Origin of the sequence: Mycolicibacterium pyrenivorans, assembly GCF_025821625.1 — a bacterium.
Classification (GTDB): domain Bacteria; phylum Actinomycetota; class Actinomycetes; order Mycobacteriales; family Mycobacteriaceae; genus Mycobacterium; species Mycobacterium pyrenivorans.
The window spans coordinates 34,209-55,832 of the sequence record NZ_JACKSH010000027.1; the positions used below are offsets into that span (position 1 = coordinate 34,209).

At 68.6% G+C, this 21,624-nt stretch carries 23 protein-coding genes; 5 read left to right on the forward strand and 18 right to left on the reverse strand.

Annotation, left to right across the window (positions count from 1 at the left end; translation table 11 throughout):
* Position 1: 1 nt before the first annotated feature.
* The 12 genes from mtrB to H7I57_RS04690 all read right to left on the reverse strand — a co-directional run bounded on the left by mtrB (position 2) and on the right by H7I57_RS04690 (position 10,620).
* Positions 2 to 1,669: an MtrAB system histidine kinase MtrB gene (mtrB, locus tag H7I57_RS04635; protein ID WP_264022215.1), complete on the reverse strand. Its 1,668-nt coding sequence runs from the start codon at positions 1,667 to 1,669 to the stop codon at positions 2 to 4.
* Between the two features lie 49 nt (positions 1,670 to 1,718).
* On the reverse strand, positions 1,719 to 2,405 hold the full coding sequence (mtrA, locus tag H7I57_RS04640) for a two-component system response regulator MtrA (protein WP_040540373.1): 687 nt from the start codon (positions 2,403 to 2,405) through the stop codon (positions 1,719 to 1,721).
* A 91-nt stretch (positions 2,406 to 2,496) separates the two neighbouring features.
* Positions 2,497 to 2,829: a hypothetical protein gene (locus H7I57_RS04645; RefSeq protein ID WP_264022162.1), complete on the reverse strand. Its 333-nt coding sequence runs from the start codon at positions 2,827 to 2,829 to the stop codon at positions 2,497 to 2,499.
* A 68-nt stretch (positions 2,830 to 2,897) separates the two neighbouring features.
* On the reverse strand, positions 2,898 to 3,587 hold the full coding sequence (locus H7I57_RS04650; RefSeq protein WP_264022163.1) for a hypothetical protein: 690 nt from the start codon (positions 3,585 to 3,587) through the stop codon (positions 2,898 to 2,900).
* A 100-nt stretch (positions 3,588 to 3,687) separates the two neighbouring features.
* Positions 3,688 to 4,314 carry a dTMP kinase gene (locus H7I57_RS04655; protein ID WP_264022164.1) on the reverse strand — a complete coding sequence of 209 codons (627 nt, stop codon included), beginning with the start codon at positions 4,312 to 4,314 and terminating at the stop codon, positions 3,688 to 3,690.
* 162 nt (positions 4,315 to 4,476) lie between these two features.
* Complete coding sequence (locus tag H7I57_RS04660) at positions 4,477 to 4,926, reverse strand: hypothetical protein (protein WP_264022166.1); 450 nt, start codon at positions 4,924 to 4,926, stop codon at positions 4,477 to 4,479.
* A 70-nt stretch (positions 4,927 to 4,996) separates the two neighbouring features.
* Positions 4,997 to 6,457: an adenosylhomocysteinase gene (gene ahcY / locus H7I57_RS04665; protein ID WP_264022167.1), complete on the reverse strand. Its 1,461-nt coding sequence runs from the start codon at positions 6,455 to 6,457 to the stop codon at positions 4,997 to 4,999.
* Between the two features lie 156 nt (positions 6,458 to 6,613).
* Positions 6,614 to 7,297 carry a TetR/AcrR family transcriptional regulator gene (locus tag H7I57_RS04670; RefSeq protein WP_275080896.1) on the reverse strand — a complete coding sequence of 228 codons (684 nt, stop codon included), beginning with the start codon at positions 7,295 to 7,297 and terminating at the stop codon, positions 6,614 to 6,616.
* A 5-nt stretch (positions 7,298 to 7,302) separates the two neighbouring features.
* Positions 7,303 to 7,491, reverse strand: coding sequence for a rubredoxin (locus H7I57_RS04675; protein WP_264022170.1), 189 nt, complete (start codon positions 7,489 to 7,491; stop codon positions 7,303 to 7,305).
* A complete protein-coding gene (locus tag H7I57_RS04680; protein ID WP_264022172.1) occupies positions 7,488 to 7,661 on the reverse strand; it encodes a rubredoxin in 174 nt (57 codons plus the stop codon). Before H7I57_RS04680 ends, H7I57_RS04675 begins: the two co-directional genes overlap by 4 nt.
* Complete coding sequence (locus H7I57_RS04685) at positions 7,658 to 8,821, reverse strand: alkane 1-monooxygenase (protein ID WP_264022216.1); 1,164 nt, start codon at positions 8,819 to 8,821, stop codon at positions 7,658 to 7,660. Before H7I57_RS04685 ends, H7I57_RS04680 begins: the two co-directional genes overlap by 4 nt.
* Positions 8,822 to 9,132: 311 nt before the next feature.
* The gene (locus H7I57_RS04690; protein WP_275080897.1) at positions 9,133 to 10,620 is read right to left on the reverse strand and encodes an amino acid permease; all 1,488 of its coding nucleotides are present in this window, start codon (positions 10,618 to 10,620) and stop codon (positions 9,133 to 9,135) included.
* Positions 10,621 to 10,677: 57 nt separating this feature from the next.
* Here H7I57_RS04690 and H7I57_RS04695 point away from each other — a divergent pair, with 57 nt between their 5' ends.
* A complete protein-coding gene (locus tag H7I57_RS04695) occupies positions 10,678 to 12,054 on the forward strand; it encodes an FAD-dependent oxidoreductase (protein WP_264022173.1) in 1,377 nt (458 codons plus the stop codon).
* On the opposite strand, the gene manA is transcribed toward H7I57_RS04695, so the two are convergent.
* The 4 genes from manA to H7I57_RS04715 all read right to left on the reverse strand — a co-directional run bounded on the left by manA (position 12,020) and on the right by H7I57_RS04715 (position 16,328).
* Positions 12,020 to 13,246, reverse strand: a complete 1,227-nt coding sequence (gene manA, locus H7I57_RS04700) for a mannose-6-phosphate isomerase, class I (RefSeq protein WP_264022174.1) — start codon at positions 13,244 to 13,246, stop codon at positions 12,020 to 12,022. The two genes, H7I57_RS04695 and manA, sit on opposite strands and share 35 nt — an antisense overlap.
* Positions 13,247 to 13,250: 4 nt before the next feature.
* On the reverse strand, positions 13,251 to 14,372 hold the full coding sequence (locus tag H7I57_RS04705) for a TobH protein (RefSeq protein WP_264022175.1): 1,122 nt from the start codon (positions 14,370 to 14,372) through the stop codon (positions 13,251 to 13,253).
* A complete protein-coding gene (locus H7I57_RS04710; protein WP_264022176.1) occupies positions 14,369 to 15,754 on the reverse strand; it encodes a phosphomannomutase/phosphoglucomutase in 1,386 nt (461 codons plus the stop codon). Before H7I57_RS04710 ends, H7I57_RS04705 begins: the two co-directional genes overlap by 4 nt.
* Positions 15,755 to 15,899: 145 nt before the next feature.
* Positions 15,900 to 16,328, reverse strand: coding sequence for a DUF3499 domain-containing protein (locus H7I57_RS04715; RefSeq protein ID WP_264022177.1), 429 nt, complete (start codon positions 16,326 to 16,328; stop codon positions 15,900 to 15,902).
* Positions 16,329 to 16,459: 131 nt separating this feature from the next.
* Between H7I57_RS04715 and H7I57_RS04720 the strand changes: the two genes are divergently transcribed.
* The gene (locus tag H7I57_RS04720) at positions 16,460 to 16,882 is read left to right on the forward strand and encodes a metallopeptidase family protein (protein ID WP_264022219.1); all 423 of its coding nucleotides are present in this window, start codon (positions 16,460 to 16,462) and stop codon (positions 16,880 to 16,882) included.
* Between the two features lie 52 nt (positions 16,883 to 16,934).
* Here H7I57_RS04720 and H7I57_RS04725 read toward each other — a convergent pair whose 3' ends face one another.
* Positions 16,935 to 17,162, reverse strand: a complete 228-nt coding sequence (locus H7I57_RS04725; protein WP_264022220.1) for a WhiB family transcriptional regulator — start codon at positions 17,160 to 17,162, stop codon at positions 16,935 to 16,937.
* Between the two features lie 500 nt (positions 17,163 to 17,662).
* Here H7I57_RS04725 and cofD point away from each other — a divergent pair, with 500 nt between their 5' ends.
* From cofD to H7I57_RS04740, 3 genes are read left to right on the forward strand one after another with little or no spacing between them, the layout of a single operon-like run.
* Positions 17,663 to 18,667, forward strand: coding sequence for a 2-phospho-L-lactate transferase (gene cofD / locus H7I57_RS04730; protein ID WP_264022179.1), 1,005 nt, complete (start codon positions 17,663 to 17,665; stop codon positions 18,665 to 18,667).
* Positions 18,664 to 20,007 carry a coenzyme F420-0:L-glutamate ligase gene (locus tag H7I57_RS04735; RefSeq protein WP_264022180.1) on the forward strand — a complete coding sequence of 448 codons (1,344 nt, stop codon included), beginning with the start codon at positions 18,664 to 18,666 and terminating at the stop codon, positions 20,005 to 20,007. The genes cofD and H7I57_RS04735 overlap by 4 nt, the downstream gene beginning before the upstream one ends.
* 51 nt (positions 20,008 to 20,058) lie before the next feature.
* A complete protein-coding gene (locus H7I57_RS04740; protein ID WP_264022181.1) occupies positions 20,059 to 20,607 on the forward strand; it encodes an NUDIX hydrolase in 549 nt (182 codons plus the stop codon).
* Here H7I57_RS04740 and H7I57_RS04745 read toward each other — a convergent pair whose 3' ends face one another.
* Positions 20,608 to 21,483: a hypothetical protein gene (locus H7I57_RS04745; RefSeq protein ID WP_264022182.1), complete on the reverse strand. Its 876-nt coding sequence runs from the start codon at positions 21,481 to 21,483 to the stop codon at positions 20,608 to 20,610.
* Between the last annotated feature and the right edge of the window lie 141 nt (positions 21,484 to 21,624).

Below are 21,624 nucleotides of genomic sequence, written 5' to 3' on the forward strand. Positions count from 1 at the left end.
GTCACACGCTCTCCCCCGCCGGTTCGCGTTCGCGCACCGGTCGCCGGCCGGCAGCGGCCGCCGGTTTCTCGATCGGCTTGACGGGCAGGGGGCTGCTGGTCACCTTGTGTCCACGAACCAGGGGCAGGGTCAGCCGGAAGCAGGCGCCCTTGCCCGGCTCGCCCCAGGCCTCGAGCCGGCCCTGGTGCAGCCGGGCGTCTTCGATGCTGATGGCCAGCCCCAGACCCGTGCCGCCCGAGCGGCGCACCCGCGACGGGTCCGCCCGCCAGAAGCGGCTGAACACCAGCTTCTCCTCGCCGGGGCGCAGGCCGACGCCGTAGTCGCGGACGGTCACCGCGACGGTGTCCTCGTCGGCGGCCATCCGGATGCGCACCGGTTTGTGCTCGGCGTGGTCGATGGCGTTGGCGATCAGGTTGCGCAGGATCCGCTCCACCCGGCGGGCGTCGACCTCAGCGATGATGTCGTCGGCGGGCAGGTCGACGATCATCTCCACGCCGGCTTCTTCGGCGAGGTGGCCGACGTTGTCGAGGGCGCTCTTCACGATGGACCGCAGGTCGACGGCGTCGACGGCCAGTTCGGCGACACCGGCGTCGTGGCGGGAGATCTCCAGCAGATCGTTGAGCAGCGACTCGAACCGATCCAGCTCGTTGACCATCAGCTCGGTGGAGCGTCGCAGCGCGGGGTCGAGTTCCTCAGGCGAATCGTGGATGTGGTCATGGATGAGGTCGGCGGCCATCCGCACGGTGGTCAGCGGTGTGCGCAGTTCGTGGCTGACGTCGGAGGTGAAGCGGCGCTGCAGGTTGCCGAACTCCTCGAGCTGGGTGATCTGGCGGTGCAGGCTCTCGGCCATGTCGTTGAACGACACCGCCAGCCGCGCCATGTCGTCCTCGCCGCGCACCGGCATCCGCTCGGTCAGGTGGCCTTCGGCGAACCGTTCGGCGATGCGGGACGCCGACCGCACCGGCAGCACGATCTGGCGTGCCACCAGCAGTGCGATCGCGGCCAGCAGGCCCAGCAGCACCACGCCGCCGGTGGCCATGGTGCCGCGAACCAGCGCGATGGTCGACTGCTCGTTGTTCAGCGGGAAGATCAGGTACAGCTCGAGGTTGGTCACGGGCGATGACGTCGGGCTGCCGATGATCAGGGCCGGTCCCGAGAAGCCGTCGGTGTGCACGGTCGCGTACTGGTAGCTGACCTGCCCGGCGTTGACGAAGTCGCGCAGCGTGCCTGGGACCTGGTCGATCGGCCCGGCGGCGGTGGCCGCCCGCGGGCCGTCACCGGGGACGACGAGCACGGCGTCGAAGGTGCCCGCCAGATCTGCACCGGCGTCCGCCTTGCGGTCGATCAGGGTGTTGCGCGCCAGCTGCAGGCTGCTGTCCAGCGACCGGGTTTCCTCACCGCCGACGATTCCGCTGACGGTGGCGCGGGCGCGCTCGATCTCCTCGGTCCCGGCGTGCACCTTGACTTCGAGGATGCGGTCGGTGATCTGGCTCGTCAACACGAAGCCGAGCACCAGGATGACGGCGAGCGACAACCCCAGCGTCAGGGTGACCACGCGCAGCTGCAGCGAGCGCCGCCACGCCAGTCCCATCGCCCGACCCAGCGCACCGAGTCCGCGGATCAGTGGTGCAGACCGCCGGTGGATACGCCGCCTCGAGCTGAAGATCACGGCCACCGCCGCGCGGTGAAGGTCACGCCCACGGCTGAGCCGTGCAGAATCATGGAGGTCCGGCCTTGTATCCCACTCCTCGAACGGTGAGCACCACCTGCGGGTTCTCCGGGTCTTTCTCCACCTTGGCCCGGAGACGCTGGACGTGCACGTTCACCAGACGGGTGTCGGCGGGGTGCCGGTAGCCCCACACCTGTTCGAGCAGCACATCACGAGTAAACACCTGGCGGGGTTTACGTGCCAGCGCCACCAGCAGGTCGAACTCCAGCGGGGTCAGCGAGATCTGCTCTCCCTGACGGGTGACCTTGTGGGCGGGGACGTCGATGTCGACGTCGGCGATCGACAGCATCTCGGCTGGCTCATCCTCGTTGCGGCGTAACCGGGCGCGCACCCGCGCGACGAGCTCCTTCGGCTTGAACGGCTTCATCACGTAGTCGTCGGCGCCCGACTCGAGCCCGAGCACCACGTCCACGGTGTCGGTCTTGGCGGTCAGCATCACGATGGGCACGCCGGAGTCTGCGCGCAGCACGCGGCACACGTCGATGCCGTTCATGCCGGGCAGCATGAGATCCAGCAGCACCAGATCGGGCCGTAGCTCGCGCACGGCCGTCAGCGCCTGGGTGCCGTCACCGATCACCGCGGTGTCGAAACCCTCCCCGCGCAGCACGATGGTGAGCATCTCGGCGAGCGAAGGGTCGTCATCGACGACCAGGATCCTTTGCCTCATGGTGTCCATGGTGTCACCAGAAAGCGATAAACCTCGGATACCACACGGCGCGTTTTGCGTCTTTACCGCCTCCCGGGTCGCAATCTGCCCGGTCGAGGGGCTATCGCGTCGGCTCCGAGCCGAACTTCTGCACGCTCAACGCGCTGTACTCGGCGCCGATCTGCGCGATGTTCGCGCCGATGGCGTTCAACTCACCGTTGGATTTGAGCATGACCTCGCTGAGGCGCGCCACGCCTCTGGAGACGATCGGCATCTTCATCAGCTCGCCGGCCTGGTTGTGGGGCACCGAAGAGGCGGCGTTGACGACCCAGTCGCGCACGGTGTCGAGTTCCGCGCGGCCCGCGGTGACGACCCGGGCAGCGACGCGCTCCGGTCGAACGGAGCCCCCGCGGTCGGGGTGGCCTGCCCGTAGGTCTGGCGGGCCCGCGACCACGTCGCCATGAACGCCTCCACCACACCCACCGGGGTGAGTTTAGGGGGCCGTCAGGGTGTCGGGGCCGATCAGGCAGCGATCACCGCGTCGATGACGTCGCGCTGCTCCTTGATGGACTGCAGTACCTCGTAGGAGATCTGCCGGACACTGGCCATGACGGGGTTGGACTCCAGAGACGTTGACTCCCAGTCGTTCTCGCTGGAGACGACCCAGCCGAGCGACTGGCTCGCGATCAGGGAGTCATACGCGGCGACCGTCTGGACGTCGTCGTCCTCGCTGCCGTGGCGCGCCATCGCGAGCACGAGTTGCCGCCGGGAGAACATCAGTCCGTCGCAGTCCTTCACCACGGGGTTGGTCCACCAGTGGTCGAACGGGATCCGCGATCCGCGGTCGATCCGTCCGCCATCCCTGGTCCGGATCGGCGCCGGCGGGTACAGCTCCAGCTTCGGCACGTACGCGGCATGGCTGCCCCGTCCGCTGCGAATCTTCATCAGGGTCAGGCAGGCGGCGGCAGACGTGCTCCTGGGGTCGACGACGCCGGCGGTGTCCACCCAGGTGAGATCGCGCTGCAGGCCGAGCTCGTTGATCAGCGCATGCGACTTCTCGGTGTCGTGGAGCAGCGCCCGAATCTGTACGGCGAGGGCCTTGGCCTCGAGGAGCTTGCCCTGGTCGAACCGCTCGCCGGCTGACTTCATGCGGTAGACGACGTTGTCCAGTGTCGACACCAGCTCGGCGCGAGTACGAATTCGAACAGCCATTGATCCCCCCGGTGCTGCGTTGCGCGTTTTCGCCGCCCCTCGAGCGGCTCCCCTGGGTGGAGCGTACGTCGCGCCGCGCCGGCGCGCAGCGATCTCGCGGTTACAGCAGCCTGCGCGCGAGCTCTCCGGCGTCGACGTCGGGCGGCACCACCGCCCACGGCCCGCCCCAGTTCGCGGCTGCCAACTCGGAGTACACGGCGGAGGTGCGACGCTGCAGGCCGTCGTCGCGTTCGTAGGCGTCGCGGGCGCGGTCGGCCTCCTCGCTGGCCCGGTTGACCGCGCGTTGGGCGGCCAACTCGGTCGGCACGTCGAGCAGCACCTGCCAGTCCGGGGCGGGCAGCTTCAGCCGTCCGTATTCGAGGTCGCGCACCCAGGCGACCACGTCGCCGTCGACGCCCTGGTGCAGGCGCGCCGCGCTGTAGGCGGCGTTGGAGGCGACGTAGCGGTCGAGGATGACGACGGAGTACGCCGCCGTGAGGTGTGTGATCTCGTCCCGGGCGCCGGCGCGGTCCATCGCGAACAGCACCGCCATCGCATAGACCGATTCGGCGAGGTCTCCGTGGCCGCCGTGGAGGGCCTCGGCCGCGAGGTCGGCCGGCACCGACACCCCGTACCGCGGGAAGGCGAGGTTCGCGACGGAGTGGCCGCCGGCCTCGAACGCGGCCCGTAGCCCGTTGGTCAGCGTCCGCTTGCCTGCGCCGTCGACTCCCTCGATGACGATGAGCACCCGGCGAGCCTAGACGAGTGCGCGGGTGCGGAGTCTCAGATAGAGGCGGTTCGGTCAACTCGCAGGCGTCCGAGGTGCGCCCGGACATCTACCGGCAGTTGGGCCTTCTGGATTCCGAGGCGACCAGCATCCGTACCGCGCGGGCGACCACGATCTGATTCATCAGCCAGCCAGGCTGGACTGCAGCACCACGGTGTCGCGCGGCGGGTCGAGGAACACCCGGGTGCTCCTGCGGTCCCCGCCGAACGCGATGTTCAACTCGATGCCGGTGAGGAACGGGCCGGGCGGCACGTCGGGCTCGAGCACCTTCTGCACCGCGGGCCGATGTTCGCTTTCCTCTGATTCGTGTTCTGTGACAAGCACTTCCATCGTCGCAGGGGTGACCTGCACGACGGCGTCGATCCAGTTCAGCCGGAGCCTGGACGTCTCCGAGCCGCTCCCGGTGTTGTCCCACGTGATCCACGACGCCGCCACCGGGGTGCCGAGCGCGGGAAACGTCTGGGCGAGTTGCTCGGTGTCGTGGCGGACCTCCGGCGCGGGCGGCGCGGTGCCGGCCGGCTCCTGTTGCTGATCCTGACACGCGGTCAGGACCGGCAGGATCGCGAGCACCACCGCTGTAGCGAATCGGGCGCGCAAACCGACCGCCGAGGTCGTTTCGCGCGCCCGATTCACTCTCATCACGTCAGTAGCGGTAGTGCTCCGGCTTGTACGGGCCGTCGACGTCGACGCCGATGTACTCGGCCTGCTCCTTGGTCAGCCGCGTCAGCGAGCCGCCGAGTGCCTCGACGTGGATCTTGGCGACCTTCTCGTCGAGGTGCTTGGCCAGGCGGTAGACCTCGTTGTCGTACTCGTCGTTCTTGGTCCACAGCTCGATCTGCGCGATGACCTGGTTGGAGAAGCTGTTGCTCATCACGAACGACGGGTGGCCCGTCGCGTTGCCGAGGTTCAGCAGCCGGCCTTCGGACAGCACGATGATCGAATGGCCGTCGGGGAAGACGAACTCGTCGACCTGCGGCTTGATGTTGATCCGCCGGATGTCGGGGTCACGCTCCAGGCGGGCCATCTCGATCTCGTCGTCGAAGTGACCGATGTTGCCCAGGATCGCCTGGTGCTTCATCGACTTCATGTGCTCGAGGGTGATGATGCCCTGGTTGCCGGTCGCGGTGATGACGATGTCGGCCCAGCCGATGGCCTCCTCGACGGTCTTGACCTCGAAGCCGTCCATCAGCGCCTGCAGTGCGTTGATCGGGTCGATCTCGGTGACCGCGACGCGGGCGCCCTGCGCCTTGAGCGCCTCGGCGCAGCCCTTGCCGACGTCGCCGTAGCCGCAGACCAGCGCGGCCTTGCCGCCGATCAGCACGTCGGTGCCGCGGTTGATGCCGTCGATCAGCGAGTGCCGGGTGCCGTACTTGTTGTCGAACTTGCTCTTGGTGACCGAGTCGTTGACGTTGATCGCAGGGAACGACAGCTGGCCGGCTGCGGCGAACTGGTAGAGCCGCAGCACGCCGGTGGTGGTCTCCTCGGTGACGCCCTTGACCGCTTCGGCGATCTTGGTCCACTTGGTCTTGTCGGTCTCGTAGCGCTCGCGGATCAGCGACAGGAAGACCTTGTACTCGGCGGAGTCGTCGTCCTCACCGGGGGGAACCATGCCGGCGCTCTCGAACTGCGCGCCGCGCAGCACCAGCATGGTGGCGTCACCGCCGTCGTCGAGGATCATGTTCGCCGGCTCGTTCGGCCAGGTGAGCATCTGCTCGGCGGCCCACCAGTACTCCTCGAGCGTCTCGCCCTTCCACGCGAACACCGGGGTGCCCTTGGGCTCCTCCGGGGTTCCGTTGGGGCCGACGACGACCGCCGCGGCGGCGTGGTCCTGGGTGGAGAAGATGTTGCAGCTCGCCCATCGAACTTCAGCACCGAGCGCGACCAGGGTCTCGATGAGCACCGCGGTCTGGATGGTCATGTGCAGCGAACCCGAGATCCGGGCCCCCTTGAGCGGCGCGACCTCGGAGTACTCGCGGCGCAGCGCCATCAAGCCCGGCATCTCGTGCTCGGCCAGCCGAATCTCCTTGCGGCCGAATTCGGCCAGCTCGAGGTCGGCGACCTTGTAGTCGATGCCGTTGCGGACATCGGCGGTCAGTGCAGTCATGTAGAGCCCCTTATTCGTTCGAACCATTGCTGTGGGCGCACAGTGGCGCACGCGGCGGCAGCGCGCCGGATGCGGTCAACTGTGCAGACACCCATAGCCTGCGGGCTCGCGGGACAGGCGCTCATCCGTTTTTCAACAGCGGCTGCGCTCTGCCGGCTAAGGGGTATCTATGACACCGTAGCGTTCGGCGAACGGTGTCATCAATCTGGCCAGGTCTCGGGCCACATCGTGGTCGGCCTCGGGGGGCATGGACACGTAGCTCATGGCCAGCCGGACGATGGCCCTGGCCAGCACTCCCGCGTCCTCGCCGCTGGCACGCAACCACCCGCCCATGAAGGTCTCGGTCAGCCTGTCCGAGCAGCGGGAGATGATCGGCGCGCTGTCGGTGGTGATGATCTGCAGCAGGTCGGGCTTGGAGGTGCCGGTGAGCAGTGAGATGACCAGCGGGTCGGCCGCCGACTCGGCGAAGAAGTCACGGAAGCCCTGCAGGAAGGCGGCGTAGACGTCCCCGACGTTGTCGTTGATGGCGGCGTCGATCTGGTCGACGAGCCGGTCGGCCAGCCGCAGCGCATAGCCCTGGGCCAGGCCCTGCCGCGAGCCGAACTCGTTGTAGATGGTCTGCCGGCTGATGCCCGCGGCCTTGGCGACGTCCGACAGCGTGATCGCCGACCAGTCGCGGGTCAGCAGCAACTCCCGCATCCCGTCGAGGATCGAGTCGTGCAGCAGCACCCTCGACGCCTCGGCGTAGGGGATGCGCTTGTCGTTGGGGCGGCCCACACGCGCGACACTATCGCTTCGCGTCGGCGCACCCGCCCAGGTCGTTCTCCCCGCGCCCGCCAAGGTGGTCACGGCCGGGCGACCTCGACCATCTCGAAGTCGGACTTCGCCGCGCCGCAGTCGGGGCAGCTCCAGTCGTCGGGGATGTCGTCCCACCGGGTGCCCGGTGCGATGCCGTCCTCCGGCCATTCCTTGGCTTCGTCGTACTCGAAGCCGCACTGCACGCAGACGAACAGTTTGTAGTCGGCGCCACTCATTTCAATGCTCCAATCTCTTCGAAGTCGACCTTCTCGCGCACCGCACAGTCGGGGCAGCACCAGTCGTCGGGGATGTCGTTCCACGCCGTGCCCGCTGGAAAGCCTTCCCGCGGTGCACCTTTGGCCTCGTCGTAGACGTAGTCACAGCCGGGGCAGCGGTAGGCGCTCATCGGGATCCCCCGGCAACCTCGGTTCCGTACTTCGCGATCACCTTGTCGCGCACCCGCGGATGGATGTTGACCCGGGTGATGTCGCCGCCGTAGTGCTCCATGACGCGGTGGTCCATCACCCGGCGCCACACCGGCGGGAGGTAGGTCAGCGCGATCATCGACGCGTACCCGCTGGGCAGGTTCGGGGCGCCCTCCATGCTGCGCAGGGTCTGGTAGCGGCGCGTCGGGTTGGCGTGGTGATCGCTGTGCCGCTGCAGGTGGTACAGGAACAGGTTGGTGACCAAATGGTCGGAGTTCCAACTGTGTTCGGGTGCGCAGCGCTCGTAGCGGCCGCTGGGGGTCTTCTGGCGCAGCAGGCCGTAGTGCTCGAGGTAGTTCACGGTCTCCAGCAGCGTGAAGCCGAAGACGGCCTGGATGACGATGAAGGGGATCAGCGCGGGGCCGAAGACCGCGATCAGCGCTCCGAAGAACACCACCGACATCGCCCACGCGTTGAGCACGTCATTGGACCAGTGCCACTTGCTCTTTCCGGCCCGCTCCAGACGCTTGGCCTCCAGTTCCCACGACGATTTGAGGCTGCCCCACACGCTGCGCGGCAGGAACTCCCAGAACGTCTCGCCCATCCGCGCCGACGCCGGATCCTCGGGGGTGGCGACCCGCACGTGATGGCCGCGGTTGTGCTCGATGTAGAAGTGGCCGTACCAGGTCTGCGCCAGCGTGATCTTGGCCAGCCAGCGTTCCAGCTCGTCCTTCTTGTGGCCCATCTCGTGTGCGGTGTTGATGCCGACGCCGCCGAGCGTGCCCACCGACAGCGCCAGGCCGATCTTCGCCGCCCAGCTCAGGCCGCCGTCGAAGCCGAGCCAGCTCAGGTCGGAGGCGGTGAACAGGTAGGCGCCGAAGATGACGCTGGCGTACTGGAACGGGATGAAGATGTAGGTGCAGTAGCGGTAGTACTTGTCGTTCTCCAACCGCTCCATCACCGCATCGGGCGCGTTCTGGCCGTCGGGGCCGTACCGCAGGTCCAGGGCCGGCAGCACCAGGTAGAGCAGGATCGGCCCGATCCAGAACGGCACCTGTGCGGCGGCGTGCCAGCCGATGTGGTTGAAGGCCCACACCAGCGGCATCACGACGAACAGCGCCGTCGGCACGATCAGGCCCATCAGCCACAGGTAGCGCTTCTTGTCACGCCACTGCTCGACCTGGACCTCTGAAATCTCGGTGGTCACTCGACGACTCCTTGCTGTGAATGCGATCACTTGCTGGAGTTGACTATATCGACAGTTTTGTCGCCTGTCTAGACATAACTAGCCTGTTTGTAAAACCACGCCGCCCCGCGAGCTCGCGTGTCTGCACGCCCTTGCGCGGCGTTTCGCGTGCGGGAGCGCGCGCTCGTCCGCCGCGAGCAAGCGCAAAATGCCAGCCAGCACGGCGTGTCGACGTACAGACGCGCGAGCTCGCGGAACTAGCGGAACTAAAGGGAGGAGGAGCGGCGGCCGACCAGGGAGTGCCGGCGCCCGTAGGCGAAGTAGACGACGACGCCGATGGCCATCCAGATGCCGAACCGGATCCAGGTCAGGCCGGTCAGGTTCAGCATCAGCCACACGCACGCGATGATCGCGAGGATCGGCAGCAGCGGCACCCACGGTGTGCGGAAGCCACGCTCGAGGTCGGGCCTGGTGCGCCGCAGCACCAGCACGCCGGCCGACACCAGCACGAACGCGAACAGCGTGCCGATGTTGACCATCTCCTCGAGCTTGTCCATCGGGAAGATGGTCGCGGTCACCGCGACGACGACGCCGACCAGCAGCGTGATCCGCACCGGTGTCCCGTGCCTGCCGGTCTTGGCGAGGTTGCGCGGCAGCAGCCCGTCTCGCGACATCGCGAACAACACCCGGGTCTGGCCGAGCACCAGCACGATCACGACGGTCGTCAACCCCGCCAGCGCGCCGATCGAGATGACCTTGGCCGCCCAGTCGATCCCGTTGAGCGCGAACGCCGTCGCGAGGTTGGCCTCTTCGGCGTCGCGCAGCTCGGTGTAGCGCACCATGCCCGACAGGACGACGGACACCGCGACGTAGAGGACGGTGACGATCGCCAGCGAGGCCAGGATGCCGCGGGGGATGTCGCGCTGCGGGTTCTTGGTCTCCTCGGCGGTGGTGGCGACGATGTCGAACCCGATGAACGCGAAGAACACGATCGATGCGCCCGCCAGCAGGCCGTACCAGCCGTAGTGGCTGCCCTCGGCGCCGGTCAGCAGTGAGAACAACGACTGCTCTGTCCCTGAGCCCGAGTCGCCCGCGGCCTCGGCGGGCGGGATGAACGGCGAGTAGTTCTCGGTCTTGATGTAGAACGCGCCGACGGCGACCACCAGCAGCACGACCGAGACCTTGACGGCGGTGACGGCCAGGCTGACCCCGGCCGAGAGCTTGGTGCCCAACGCGAGGATCGCGGTGACGAACGCGATGATCAGCAGTGCGCCCCAATCCAATTGCAGGCTGCCGACCTCCGTGGTGCCGCCGCCGAACCCGAACACCGTGCCCAGATAGCTCGACCAGCCCTTGGCGACGACAGCCGCCGCGACCGCGAACTCCAGGATCAGATCCCAGCCGATGATCCATGCGACGAACTCGCCGAAGGTGGCGTAGGAGAACGTGTAGGCGCTGCCCGCGACGGGCAGGGTGGAGGCGAACTCCGCGTAGCAGAGGGCGGCCAGCCCGCAGGCGATCGCCGCGAAGATGAACGACAGCGAGATCGCGGGGCCGGTGATGTTGCCCGCGGTGGAGGCGGTGACGGTGAAGATGCCTGCGCCGATCACCACCGAGACCCCGAAGACGGTCAGGTCCCACCACGAGAGGTCCTTGCGCAGCCGGGTGCTGGGCTCGTCGGTGTCGGCGATCGACTGTTCCACGGACTTCGTCCGCCTCCGGTCGGTCACCTGCACCCTCGGCTCCTGGACCATCGCATGTCCCCTTTTCGTCATGTTTTCAGCGGAATGTACCCACTACCGTGGTTCCCGATGGCCGATAAGCCGCAGACGGATGAACACGCGATCGTGATCGGGGCCAGCCTCGGCGGTCTGTGCGCCGCGCGGGTGCTGTCGGACTTCTTCGACCGGGTGACGGTGTACGAGCGCGACGAACTGCCCGCCGAACCCGCCAATCGCGCCGCGGTTCCGCAGGGCCGCCACGTGCACCTGCTGATGGCGCGGGGCGCGCAAGAATTCGAAGGGCTCTTCCCCGGATTGCTCGCCGACATGGTGGCCGCCGGTGTGCCGATCCTGGAGAACCGCCCCGACTGCATTCATTTCGGTGCCGCCGGCCATGTGCTGGGGACCCACCATCGGCTTCAGGACGAGTTCACCGCCTACGTGCCGAGCCGGCCGCATCTCGAGTGGCAGATCCGGCGCAGGGTGCTCGGACTCGAGAACGTGACGGTGGTGCACGAGGCCGTCGACGAGCCGGTGTTCGACGGCCACCGGGTCACCGGGGTCAGGACCGGTGACGGTGCGACGGTCGTCGCCGACCTCGTCGTCGACGCCACCGGACGTGGCACCCGGCTGCCGGTGTGGTTGGCGCAGTGGGGATTCCAGCGGCCCCGCGAGGACACCGTGGACGTCGGCATCAGCTACGCCACCCATCAGGTGTGCATCCCCGAAGGCCTCGTCCACGAGAAGGTGGTGGTCGCCGGCGCATCCCGGAAGCAGCCGCTCGGCATCGGGATGCTCTGTTACGAGGACGGCAACTGGGGTGTGACGACGTTCGGCACGGGAAAGGTCGCCCCGCCAGGCGACTTCGACGAGATGTGCGCGCTCGCCGACGAGATCCTGCCCGAACACGTCAGCAGCGGACTGCGCCGCGGTGAGCCTCTCGGCGAGATCGCGCTGCACAAGTACCCGGCGAGCAGGTGGCGCCGCTACGACGAGATGGACCGGTTCCCAGAGGGAATCGTGCCGTTCGGCGACGCGGTCGTGAGCTTCAACCCGACCTACGGGCAGGGGATGACGATGACGTCGCTGCAGGCCGGCCACCTGCGCCGGGCACTGCAGTCGCCTGAGCAGGATCTGGCCCGCAGCTTCAGTCGTGCCACCGCGAAGACGACCTACCCGGTGTGGACGATGAACGCGATCGGCGACCTGACGCTGCACGGCGCCAAAGCCAAGGGCCCGATGCCGCGGTGGTATGGGCCCGTCGGCGCGTTGTTCGACCAGTTCCTCGGCGCGGCCGAATCCGATCCCGTTCTGGCGGAATGGTTTCTGCGAAGGTTCAGCCTGCTGGACAGTCTCTGGATGGTGCCGTCGGCCAGGCTCGTCGGGCGGACCGTGCGGCACAACATGCGGCTGTGGCTGGCCGACAGACGCGCTAGATCCCCACGGTCACGCGGAACAGCCGCGTAGGTTCCTGCGCGTCCAGCCTGATCGGCCCGTCGTCGGCGGCCACCCATGCCGCGGCACCGCGATCCAGCACCACCGCACTCGCCTTGGCGTGCACGGTCGCTGCGCCCTCGGTGCACAGCAGGATCTGCGGTCCGTCGTGCCGGGTGGGTGCGTCGATCTGGTGGCCGAGGTGTTCCCCGTCGACGGTGAGCACCGACGCCGAGAACTCCGGCGCGGGGGTGTTGTAGACGAGTTCGGCTCCGTCGCGCACGGAATGGGGCCGCACGACGATGTCGTGCGCCGCGCTGAAATCGAGCACCCGCAGCAGTTCGGGGACGTCGACGTGCTTCGGCGTCAGGCCTCCCCGTAACACGTTGTCGGAGTTGGCCATCACCTCGACGCCGATGCCGTGCAGGTAGGCGTGCAGGTTGCCTGCGGGCAGGTAGATCCCCTCCCCCGGCGCCAGTGTCACCCGGTTGAGCAGCAGCGACGCGAGGACGCCCGCGTCACCGGGATAGCGCTCACCGAGTTCGAGCACGGTCCTGGCCTCGGCGGCGAACTCCTGCTCACCGGAGCGCACGTAGCCGATGGCGCCGTCGATCACCGCGGGCACCAGCTTGTCGAGATCGGGCTGGGGACAGGTGATCCACGTCGTGAACAGCACCCGCAGCCCGTCGGCGTCGGATTGCCCGCACAGCAGGGCGATGAACGGCTCGAGCACCTCGGGGGCCAGCGCGCGCATCAGCTCGACGGTGCGCGCGGCGGGTCGGAACCCGGCGAGTGCCTCGAACTGGCTGAGCGCCACCATGAGTTCGGGTTTGTGGCTGCGGTCGCGGTAGTTGCGGGTGGGGTCGGAGACCGGGATGCCCATGCGCTCCTCGCGGGCGAATCCCTCGACCGCCTGCTCGGTGCTCGGGTGTGCCTGCAGCGAGAGCGGCTCGTCGGCGGCGAGCACCTTCAACAGGAACGGCAGCGTGTCACCGAACCGTCCCCGCACCGCCGGGCCGAGTTCGCCCTCCGGGTCGGCGCGCAGCACGTCGAGCAGGGACTGCTCACCGCCGTCGGTCTGCAACCACGCCGGATCCTGAGGATGGGCGCCGAACCACAGCTCGGCCTCGGGATGCGGTGTCGGGCTCGGCGCCCCGGTGAATTCGGCAATCGCCGTCCGCGAACCCCACGCGTAGGTCCGCACCGCTCCCCTCAGCAGATGCACTCGCTCATCCCCGGATCAGCCGCTGGTAGACCGCAGCCATCTCGATGCGGACCGCCAGTAGCGCCAATTGTTGTTCAGGACCCCCGATTCGGGGCGCCGGCGCCGAACCCGGCACGTCCTGACTCCCCCCTTCGACCGCCGCTTCTGGCACGTCGCTGGAATTGACCACGTTGACGTCGTCGAAACCTGCGAGCCGCGCGGCGACAGCGGGCCGTTCGGCGTCGGTCGTCAGCACCAGGGTGCGGGTGCGGTGCGGCAGCGGCCCGTCGATCTCCTCGTCGTGGAAGATCGACCGCTCCTCGGTCGGCCCGGAACCGCGGCCCCAGCCGGTCCCGATCGCCACCAGCGCATCGGCCAGCCCGACGGCCGCGACGGTCTTGTGCGCGACCCGCAGCATGACCGTGCATGCGTGCCGGGCGAGCGCCAGGGTGGCGGCGGAGTCACCCGCGAACGCCACGTCGCGGCCGGCCATCCGGTCGGCGAGCCCCTTGGCCGGGTTGGTGAAGATCTCGTGGCCCGCGCTGTTGCGGAACGTCTCGGTGTCGAGGTCGTCGGCCAGCGCGGCCAGGTCCACGCGGTAGCCGGGGGTGATCACCTGCAGGACGGCCAGCCCGGCCGCCAGGTAGCGGACCAACGTGAAGTCGTCGGGCACGGGCAGCCGCGGCGGCAGTGCCACCGAGCGACCCGCGGTGGCATCGCGCAACGGGCCTTCGTACGGGGCGATGACGACGACGCGCGCCCCGCGGCGGACGCCCATCGCGGCGGCGGCGACCAGCGGCGGGTCACCGGCGTCGTCGCCGGCGACGATCAGGACGTCGAGGGCGCCGATCCACGGCGGCGGCTCGGAGGCGACGACGATGGGCGCACCGACCGATCCGCCGAGTGCGGCGGCCAGCATCGCCCCGGCGTTCTCGGCGTTGCCGCGGCCGGCCACCCACACCACGGTGCGCGGTGGCGAGTCCGATGCGATGGCTTCCAGGTCGCCCTCGTCGAGTGCCGCAGCGACGGTACGCACCTGCGAGCCCGCCATCGAGGCCGCCCGAAGCAAACCCATTCGATCGGCTGCCAGGAGGCCGTCGGCGTCGTCGAGGTCCACCACGCCGGCCGATGTCGGGCTGGCGTTCACGTCAATTCCTTTGCGCCGGAGGCAACATGGCCGGCGATCTCATCGACGATCTCCTTGACCGCCTCGGCGGTGCGCGCTTCGACGTTGAGCCGCAGCAACGGCTCGGTGTTCGACATGCGCATGTTGAACCAGCTGCCGTCACCGAGGTCGACGGTCACCCCGTCGAGGTGGTCGATGGCGTGCACGCGGCTGCCGTAGGCCTGCAGCACGGCGTCGACGATCGCCGGGGCGTCGGTGACGGTGAAGTTGAGCTCGCCGGACGCTTCGTAGCGCTGGTAGTCGGCCATCAGATCCGACAGCGGACGGTGCTGTTCGCCGAGTGCGGCCAGGACGTGCAGCGCCGCCAGCATCCCGGAGTCCGCGCCCCAGAAGTCGCGGAAGTAGTAGTGCGCGGAGTGTTCCCCGCCGAAGATCGCGCTGGTCTCGGCCATCAGCCCCTTGATGTAGGAGTGGCCGACGCGGGACCGCAACGCCGTGCCGCCGCGCTCGGCGACCAGTTCGGGCACCGCGCGTGAGGTGATGAGGTTGTGGATGATCGTCGCCCCGATCTCGCGCGTCAGTTCGCGGGCGGCGACCAGCGCGGTGACCGCCGACGGTGACACCGCCTGGCCTTTCTCGTCGACGACGAAGCACCGGTCGGCGTCGCCGTCGAACGCCAGCCCGATATCGGCACCGGTTTCCAGGACGTAGGCCTGCAGGTCGACGAGGTTGGCCGGTTCCAGCGGGTTGGCTTCGTGGTTGGGGAACGTGCCGTCGAGTTCGAAGTACAGCGGCGACAGCTCGATCGACGGGATCGGACCCAGCACAGCGGGGGTGGTGTGGCCGGCCATCCCGTTCCCGGCGTCGACGGCGACCTTGAGCGTGCGCTGCCCGCCGACGTCGACCAGTGAGCGAAGGAAGTCGCCGTAGTCGGCGAGGACATCGCGCTCGGAGATGGTGCCGCGCGGGCCGTCGTATCCGGGGACACCGGCGATGACCTCGTCGCTGATGGTCGTCAGACCGGTGTCCTTGCCGACCGGCTTGGCGCCGGCGCGGCACAGCTTGATGCCGTTGTAGGCGGCCGGGTTGTGGCTGGCGGTGAACATCGCGCCCGGGCAGTCGAGCAGCCCGGAGGCGAAGTACAGCTGATCGGTCGACGCCAGCCCGATGTGCACGACGTCGAGGCCCTGGGCCACCACGCCCTCGGCGAACGCCGCGGCCAGCGACGGCGAACTGGCTCTCATGTCGTGGCCGATGGCCACCTGGGTGGCGCTGTCGCGGGTGAGCCTGGCGAACGCGGCGCCGACCTCGGAGACGAACTGCTCGTCGATCTCTTCACCCACGAGGCCACGCACGTCGTAGGCCTTGATGACGCGCTGTACCGCCGCGGCGGGCCGAGACATAGAGCTCCCTTGGACAGATGGACCGTTGGAGTCAGCCTAGCCGTCACGGGCCCTCCACACTGCGGCCACTAGCGCCGGAATTGCATTCCAGCAGCGAAAAGTCGAGTGCCGGCCTGCTGGAATGCAGTTCCGGCCAGGACGGCGGTCAGTCGGCGGGGTCGGGCAGGACGCGCAGGTGTCCGCGGCGGCGGCCGTTGGTGTCAGGTCGCCGGACCGGCGGAGCCATCAGTGCGCCGCCGTGCGCGCCGGACACCGGGTCGGTGAAACCCGCGGTGAAGCTCCCGACCGGGGCGGCGAGGTTGGGTGCCTCGCGGCCTTCGCGTACCGCGTCGGCGAGGGCCACCAGGTCGTCGTCGTCGGGGTGTGTCGGCAGCGGGCCGGCGTGGCGAACCAGCTCCCAGCCCTTGGGGGCGGTGATGCGGCCGGCGTGCAGGACGCACAGATCCCAGGAGTGCGGCTCGGACACGGTGGCCAGCGGGCCCACTACAGCTGTCGAGTCGGAATAGACGAACGTGAGCGTCGCGACCGCATAGTGAGGGCACCCAGGCCGGCAGCAGCGACGGGGAACATTCACAGCGAGAGGTTATCGTGCAGCGTCGTCCACGACACGATGGACACGCGCAGCGGCGGGACGGCCGATCCCCAACCGTTACGATCTTTTCCGTGACCGGGCCGAACCGACGGAGCTCGCGACGGGGCCGGGAGATGCGCGGACCGCTGCTCCCGCCGACCGTTCCCGGCTGGCGCAGCCGCGCCGAGCGGTTCGACATGGCAGTCCTGGAGGCCTACGAGCCGATCGAGCGGCGATGGCAGGAGCGGGTGGCGACGTTGGACGTCGCGGTCGACGAAATCCCCCGGATCTCCCCGAAGGATCCCGACAGTGTGCAGTGGCCACCGGAGGTGGTCGCCGACGGGCCCATCGCGCTGGCGCGGCTCATTCCCGCGGGCGTGGACGTCCGCGGTAACTCCACGCGGGCACGAATTGTGTTGTTCCGCAAGCCGATCGAGCGGCGGGCAAAGGACACCGACGAGCTGACCGAGCTGCTGCACGAATTGCTGGTGGCGCAGGTGGCCACCTATCTGGGCGTCGAGCCGTCCGTGATCGACCCGACGCTGGATGAGGATTAGGGTCTAGCGTTCGCGCGCAGAGCCGTGTTCAGACCCTGGCGCGAAGGAGCGGTCAGATGATGCCGCGCTTGATGCGTCGACGCTCCCGCTCGGACAGGCCGCCCCAGATGCCGAAGCGCTCGTCATGGGCCAGCGCGTAATCGAGGCACTCGTCACGCACCTCGCAGCCCATGCAGATTCGCTTCGCCTCGCGGGTCGAGCCGCCCTTCTCGGGGAAGAACGCCTCGGGGTCGGTCTGAGCGCACAGGGCGCGCTCCTGCCACTGGTCTTCCTCCGACATTGCGGAGTCGTCGCCGAGAAATTCACTGTTGTCGGGCACCAAACTCAATTGGGGGCGCCCACCCCCTGCCATCGGCACCGGTCCGGACTGGATGTGCGGCGCACTTCCAACCGATCCGAGGAGCCTGTTGTCGAACCGGACCGAATCGCCGAAATCGGCGTGCTCATAAGCCATGTTCCCCTCCTCACTGGTCTCGTAGATCCGTGTATTCCGGTCCCACTATTTCTCAATGGGCCCACCCAATTCGAACAAGTGATCGAATCTCGGTCTGCGACACCGGAACCGGCCGGCCAACCGCGAAATGACACTGGTGTGATTACACACGCGTTAGCTGCATCGGTCAAGCGCTAGAACAGGAATTCATACCATTCCGTGACCGGATTTCGGCGCGTCGCGTTGTGGCGTGTCTATCACCCTCCCACCCGCCGGCCCGTCACTCACGTCTCCGGCCGCCCCACCGGCGTCACTCCGCGCGACCCAACGGCCTAGTCTCGGTCGGTGTGAAGGTCACGGTTCTGGTCGGCGGCGTGGGTGGTGCGCGCTTCCTGTTGGGGGTTCAGCATCTGTTGGGGTTGGGCCAATTCGGCACCGAGGGTCAACCTCAAGATGAGCATGAGCTGACCGCGGTCGTCAACGTCGGCGACGACGCGTGGATGTTCGGGGTGCGCATCTGCCCGGACCTCGACACGTGCATGTACACCCTCGGCGGCGGCATCGACCCCGAGCGCGGCTGGGGGCATCGCAACGAAACCTGGCATGCGAAGGAGGAACTCGCCGCCTACGGGGTTCAGCCGGATTGGTTCGGCCTGGGCGACCGCGATCTGGCCACTCACTTGGTGCGCAGCCAGATGCTGCGTGCCGGCTACCCACTGTCGGCGGTGACCGAGGCGTTGTGCAAACGCTGGTCTCCCGGAGCGCGTCTGCTGCCCGTCAGCGACGACCGCAGCGAGACCCACGTCGTGATCACCGATCCCGGTCCGGGTGAGTCCGCGGGCGAGAAGCGTGCGATCCACTTCCAGGAGTGGTGGGTACGGCATCGGGCCAAAGTGCCCACGGACAGTTTTGCGTTCGTCGGCGCCGAGACCGCGACCGCCGGGCCCGGCGTCACCGAGGCGATCGAGGGCGCCGACGTCGTACTGATCGCCCCGTCGAACCCGGTGGTGAGCATCGGCGCCATCCTCGCGATCGGCGGCATCCGCGCCGCGTTGCGCGCCACGGCGGCGCCGGTGATCGGCTACTCCCCGATCATCGCGGGAAAGCCGTTGCGCGGTATGGCCGACGAATGCCTGTCGGTCATCGGAGTGCCGAGCACATCCGAGGCGGTGGCAGCGCACTACGGGGCGCGGTCGGCCACCGGCATCCTCGACGGCTGGCTGGTGCACGAGGGCGACGACGCCGCACTGGACGGCATTGAGGTGCGTGCGGTGCCACTGATGATGACCGATCCCGCCGCGACCGCTGAAATGGTACGGGCCGGAATGAAACTGGGCGGGCTCACACCGTGAGCGATCACGGCACCTCCGCGCCGGTCGAGATACTGCCCGTTCCGGGGCTGCCCGAGTTCCGGCCGGGCGACGACCTGGCCGCGGCGATCGCGGCGGCCGCTCCGTGGTTGCGCGACGACGACGTCGTCGTGGTCACGTCGAAGGTGCTGTCCAAGTGCGAGGGCCGGATGGTCGACGCACCGGCGGATCCCGAGCTGCGGGACACACTGCGGCGCAAGCTGATCGACGCCGAGGCGGTGCGTGTGCTGGCCCGCAAGGGTCGCACGCTGATCACCGAGAACGCTTTGGGCCTGGTACAGGCGGCGGCGGGCGTGGACGGATCGAACGTGGACTCCCACGAGCTCGCGTTGCTCCCGGTCGATCCGGACGGCAGCGCGGCGGCGTTGGTGTCGGCGCTGCGGTCGCGGTTGGGCGTGACGGTGGGTGTGGTCGTCACCGACACGATGGGCCGCGCCTGGCGCACCGGGCAGACCGACGTCGCGATCGGCGCGGCCGGGCTGACGGTGCTGCACGGCTACGCGGGTGAACGCGACGAGCACGGCAACGAGTTGATCGTCACCGAGATCGCGGTGGCCGACGAGATCGCAGCGGCCGCCGATCTGGTGAAGGGCAAGCTGACCGCCGTTCCGGTCGCGGTGGTGCGGGGTCTGGTGCTGCGCGACGACGGCTCCACCGCCCGCACCCTGGTGCGCCCCGGCGAGGAGGACCTGTTCTGGCTGGGCACCGAGGAGGCGATCGCGCTCGGCCGCTCGCAGGCCCAACTACTGCGCCGGTCGGTGCGCTCGTTCAGTGACGAGCCGGTGGCGTCCGCGCTCATCGAGGCCGCTGTGGCCGAGGCGCTCACCGCGCCGGCGCCGCACCACACCCGGCCGGTGCGGTTCGTGTGGGTGCAGGACCCGGCCGTCCGGATGGGACTGCTCGACGCGATGAAGGACCGGTGGCGCGCCGACCTGTCCAGCGACGGCCGCGACCCCGACGCCGTCGAACATCGCGTAGGGCGCGGGCAGATCCTCTACGACGCACCCGAGCTGATCATCCCGTTCATGGTTCCCGACGGCGCGCACAGCTACCCCGATGCGCACCGGACCGCGGCCGAGCACACCATGTTCACCGTCGCGGTGGGGGCGGCGGTGCAGGCGCTGCTGGTCGCGCTCGCGGTGCGCGGCGTGGGCAGCTGCTGGATCGGGTCGACGATCTTCGCGCCCGATCTGGTGCGGGCGCAGCTGTCGCTGCCCGACGATTGGGAACCGTTGGGGGCCATCGCGATCGGCTATGCGTCGGGGGGCCCGTCCGGTCCGCGCGACCCGGTGCCCACCGACGACCTGCTGGTGCGGCAGTGAGCGCTCGCGCGAAGAGCAGAAGGTGGCGATGAGCGCTCGCGCGAGGTGTCGATGACCCTGCACCGGTCGGCGGTGGACACGCTGAGCGCCTGGCGCCCAACTGATCCCGCCCAGGACACGCTGCGGCACGCGGTGCTGGCGTTTCTGCACGCCCGCGAGGACGCGTGCCTGCGCGAGTGCGTGCCGGGCCACCTCACCGGGTCGGCGCTGGTGCTCGATCACAGCGGCCGCCACGCATTGCTCACCCTGCACCCGCGGATCGGGCGCTGGGTGCAGCTTGGCGGTCACTGCGAGCCCGACGACGACAGCCTGGTCGCCGCGGCGTTGCGGGAGGCGACCGAGGAGTCGGGCATCTCCGGCCTGACCATCGAGCCGCAGCCCGCCGCGCTGCACGTGCATCCGGTGACCTGCTCGCTGGGTGTGCCGACGCGCCACCTCGACGTGCAGTTCGTGGTGCACGCGCCGAAGGGCGCCGAGATCGCGATCAGCGACGAGTCGCTGGATCTGCGGTGGTGGCCGCTCGACGAGCTGCCCGACGACAGCGACTACGGCCTGACCCAGCTGGCCGCCGCCGCCACCGCGAGCGTGCGCCTACGGTAGTCAAACGGCCGCGCGAGCTACAGGGAATGCACGTTCGCGTTCGCGCTGCCGCCAGGCGGTCGCCACCCGCTCGAGGATCTCGGGGGGCTCGTCTTCCTTGATCACCTTGATGTGCAGCCAGCCGCGCCCCCGGATCAATCGCAGTCTCTGCTCGTCCCAGACGTACTGCGATCTGTTCTTCCGATGCTGATCGCCGTCATATTCCACTGCGATCTTCACGTCCTCCCACCCCATGTCCAGGTAGGCGAACGGCACACCACGGCCGTCGAGCACCGGTATCTGGGTCCTCGGCCGCCGATAGCCCTTGTCGATGAGCAACAGCCGCAGCCAGGTCTCCTTTGGAGACTGCGCGCCACCGTCCATCAGATCCAGGGCCGTTCGGAGCTTCTTCACACCGCGGGCGCCCTTGTAGCGCTCGGCCAATGGAAGCACCCGCTCGGCAGTCAAACCGGTGGCGTTGGCAAGCGCATCCAGATGCGCCACAGTTTGGCCACGCGGCAGGAACCGCCCAAGGTCGAATGCGGTGCGGTGCAATGACGTAACCGCCATGTCACCGATCTGGATGACCTCGTCGCAGGTGATGCGTTCGTCACGGGTGATGATGCCTTCCGGTGGACGTCGGCAGTTGTAGTTCAACTCGATGGGCACATCGTCCTTCACCCACCGCGCTCCGTGAAGCGCCGCGGCTGCCCTGCCGGTGATCACCCCGCGGCGCCACGACCACAGCCACGCGCCGGCGGTCCTGTCCGCCAGCGAGGACGGTTCATCGCGCGAGGTGTAGACGTTCGGAAACAACCGGCGGTAGCCGTATCGAAGCGCCCCTTGCGTCAGGATGCCGCCGGCGACCGCCTCGCTGCCGAGAAAAACCGTGCCCATGTGCCCAGCCTCTGGAAAGCATCAGACATTCCAGCGGCGACGATGTCGGGTTATCCACAGCCTCGACGCGGCGAGCGTGCGCCCACGGTAGTCAAACGGCCGTGCGAGCTACAAGGAATGCACGTTCGCGGCCGGCACGCC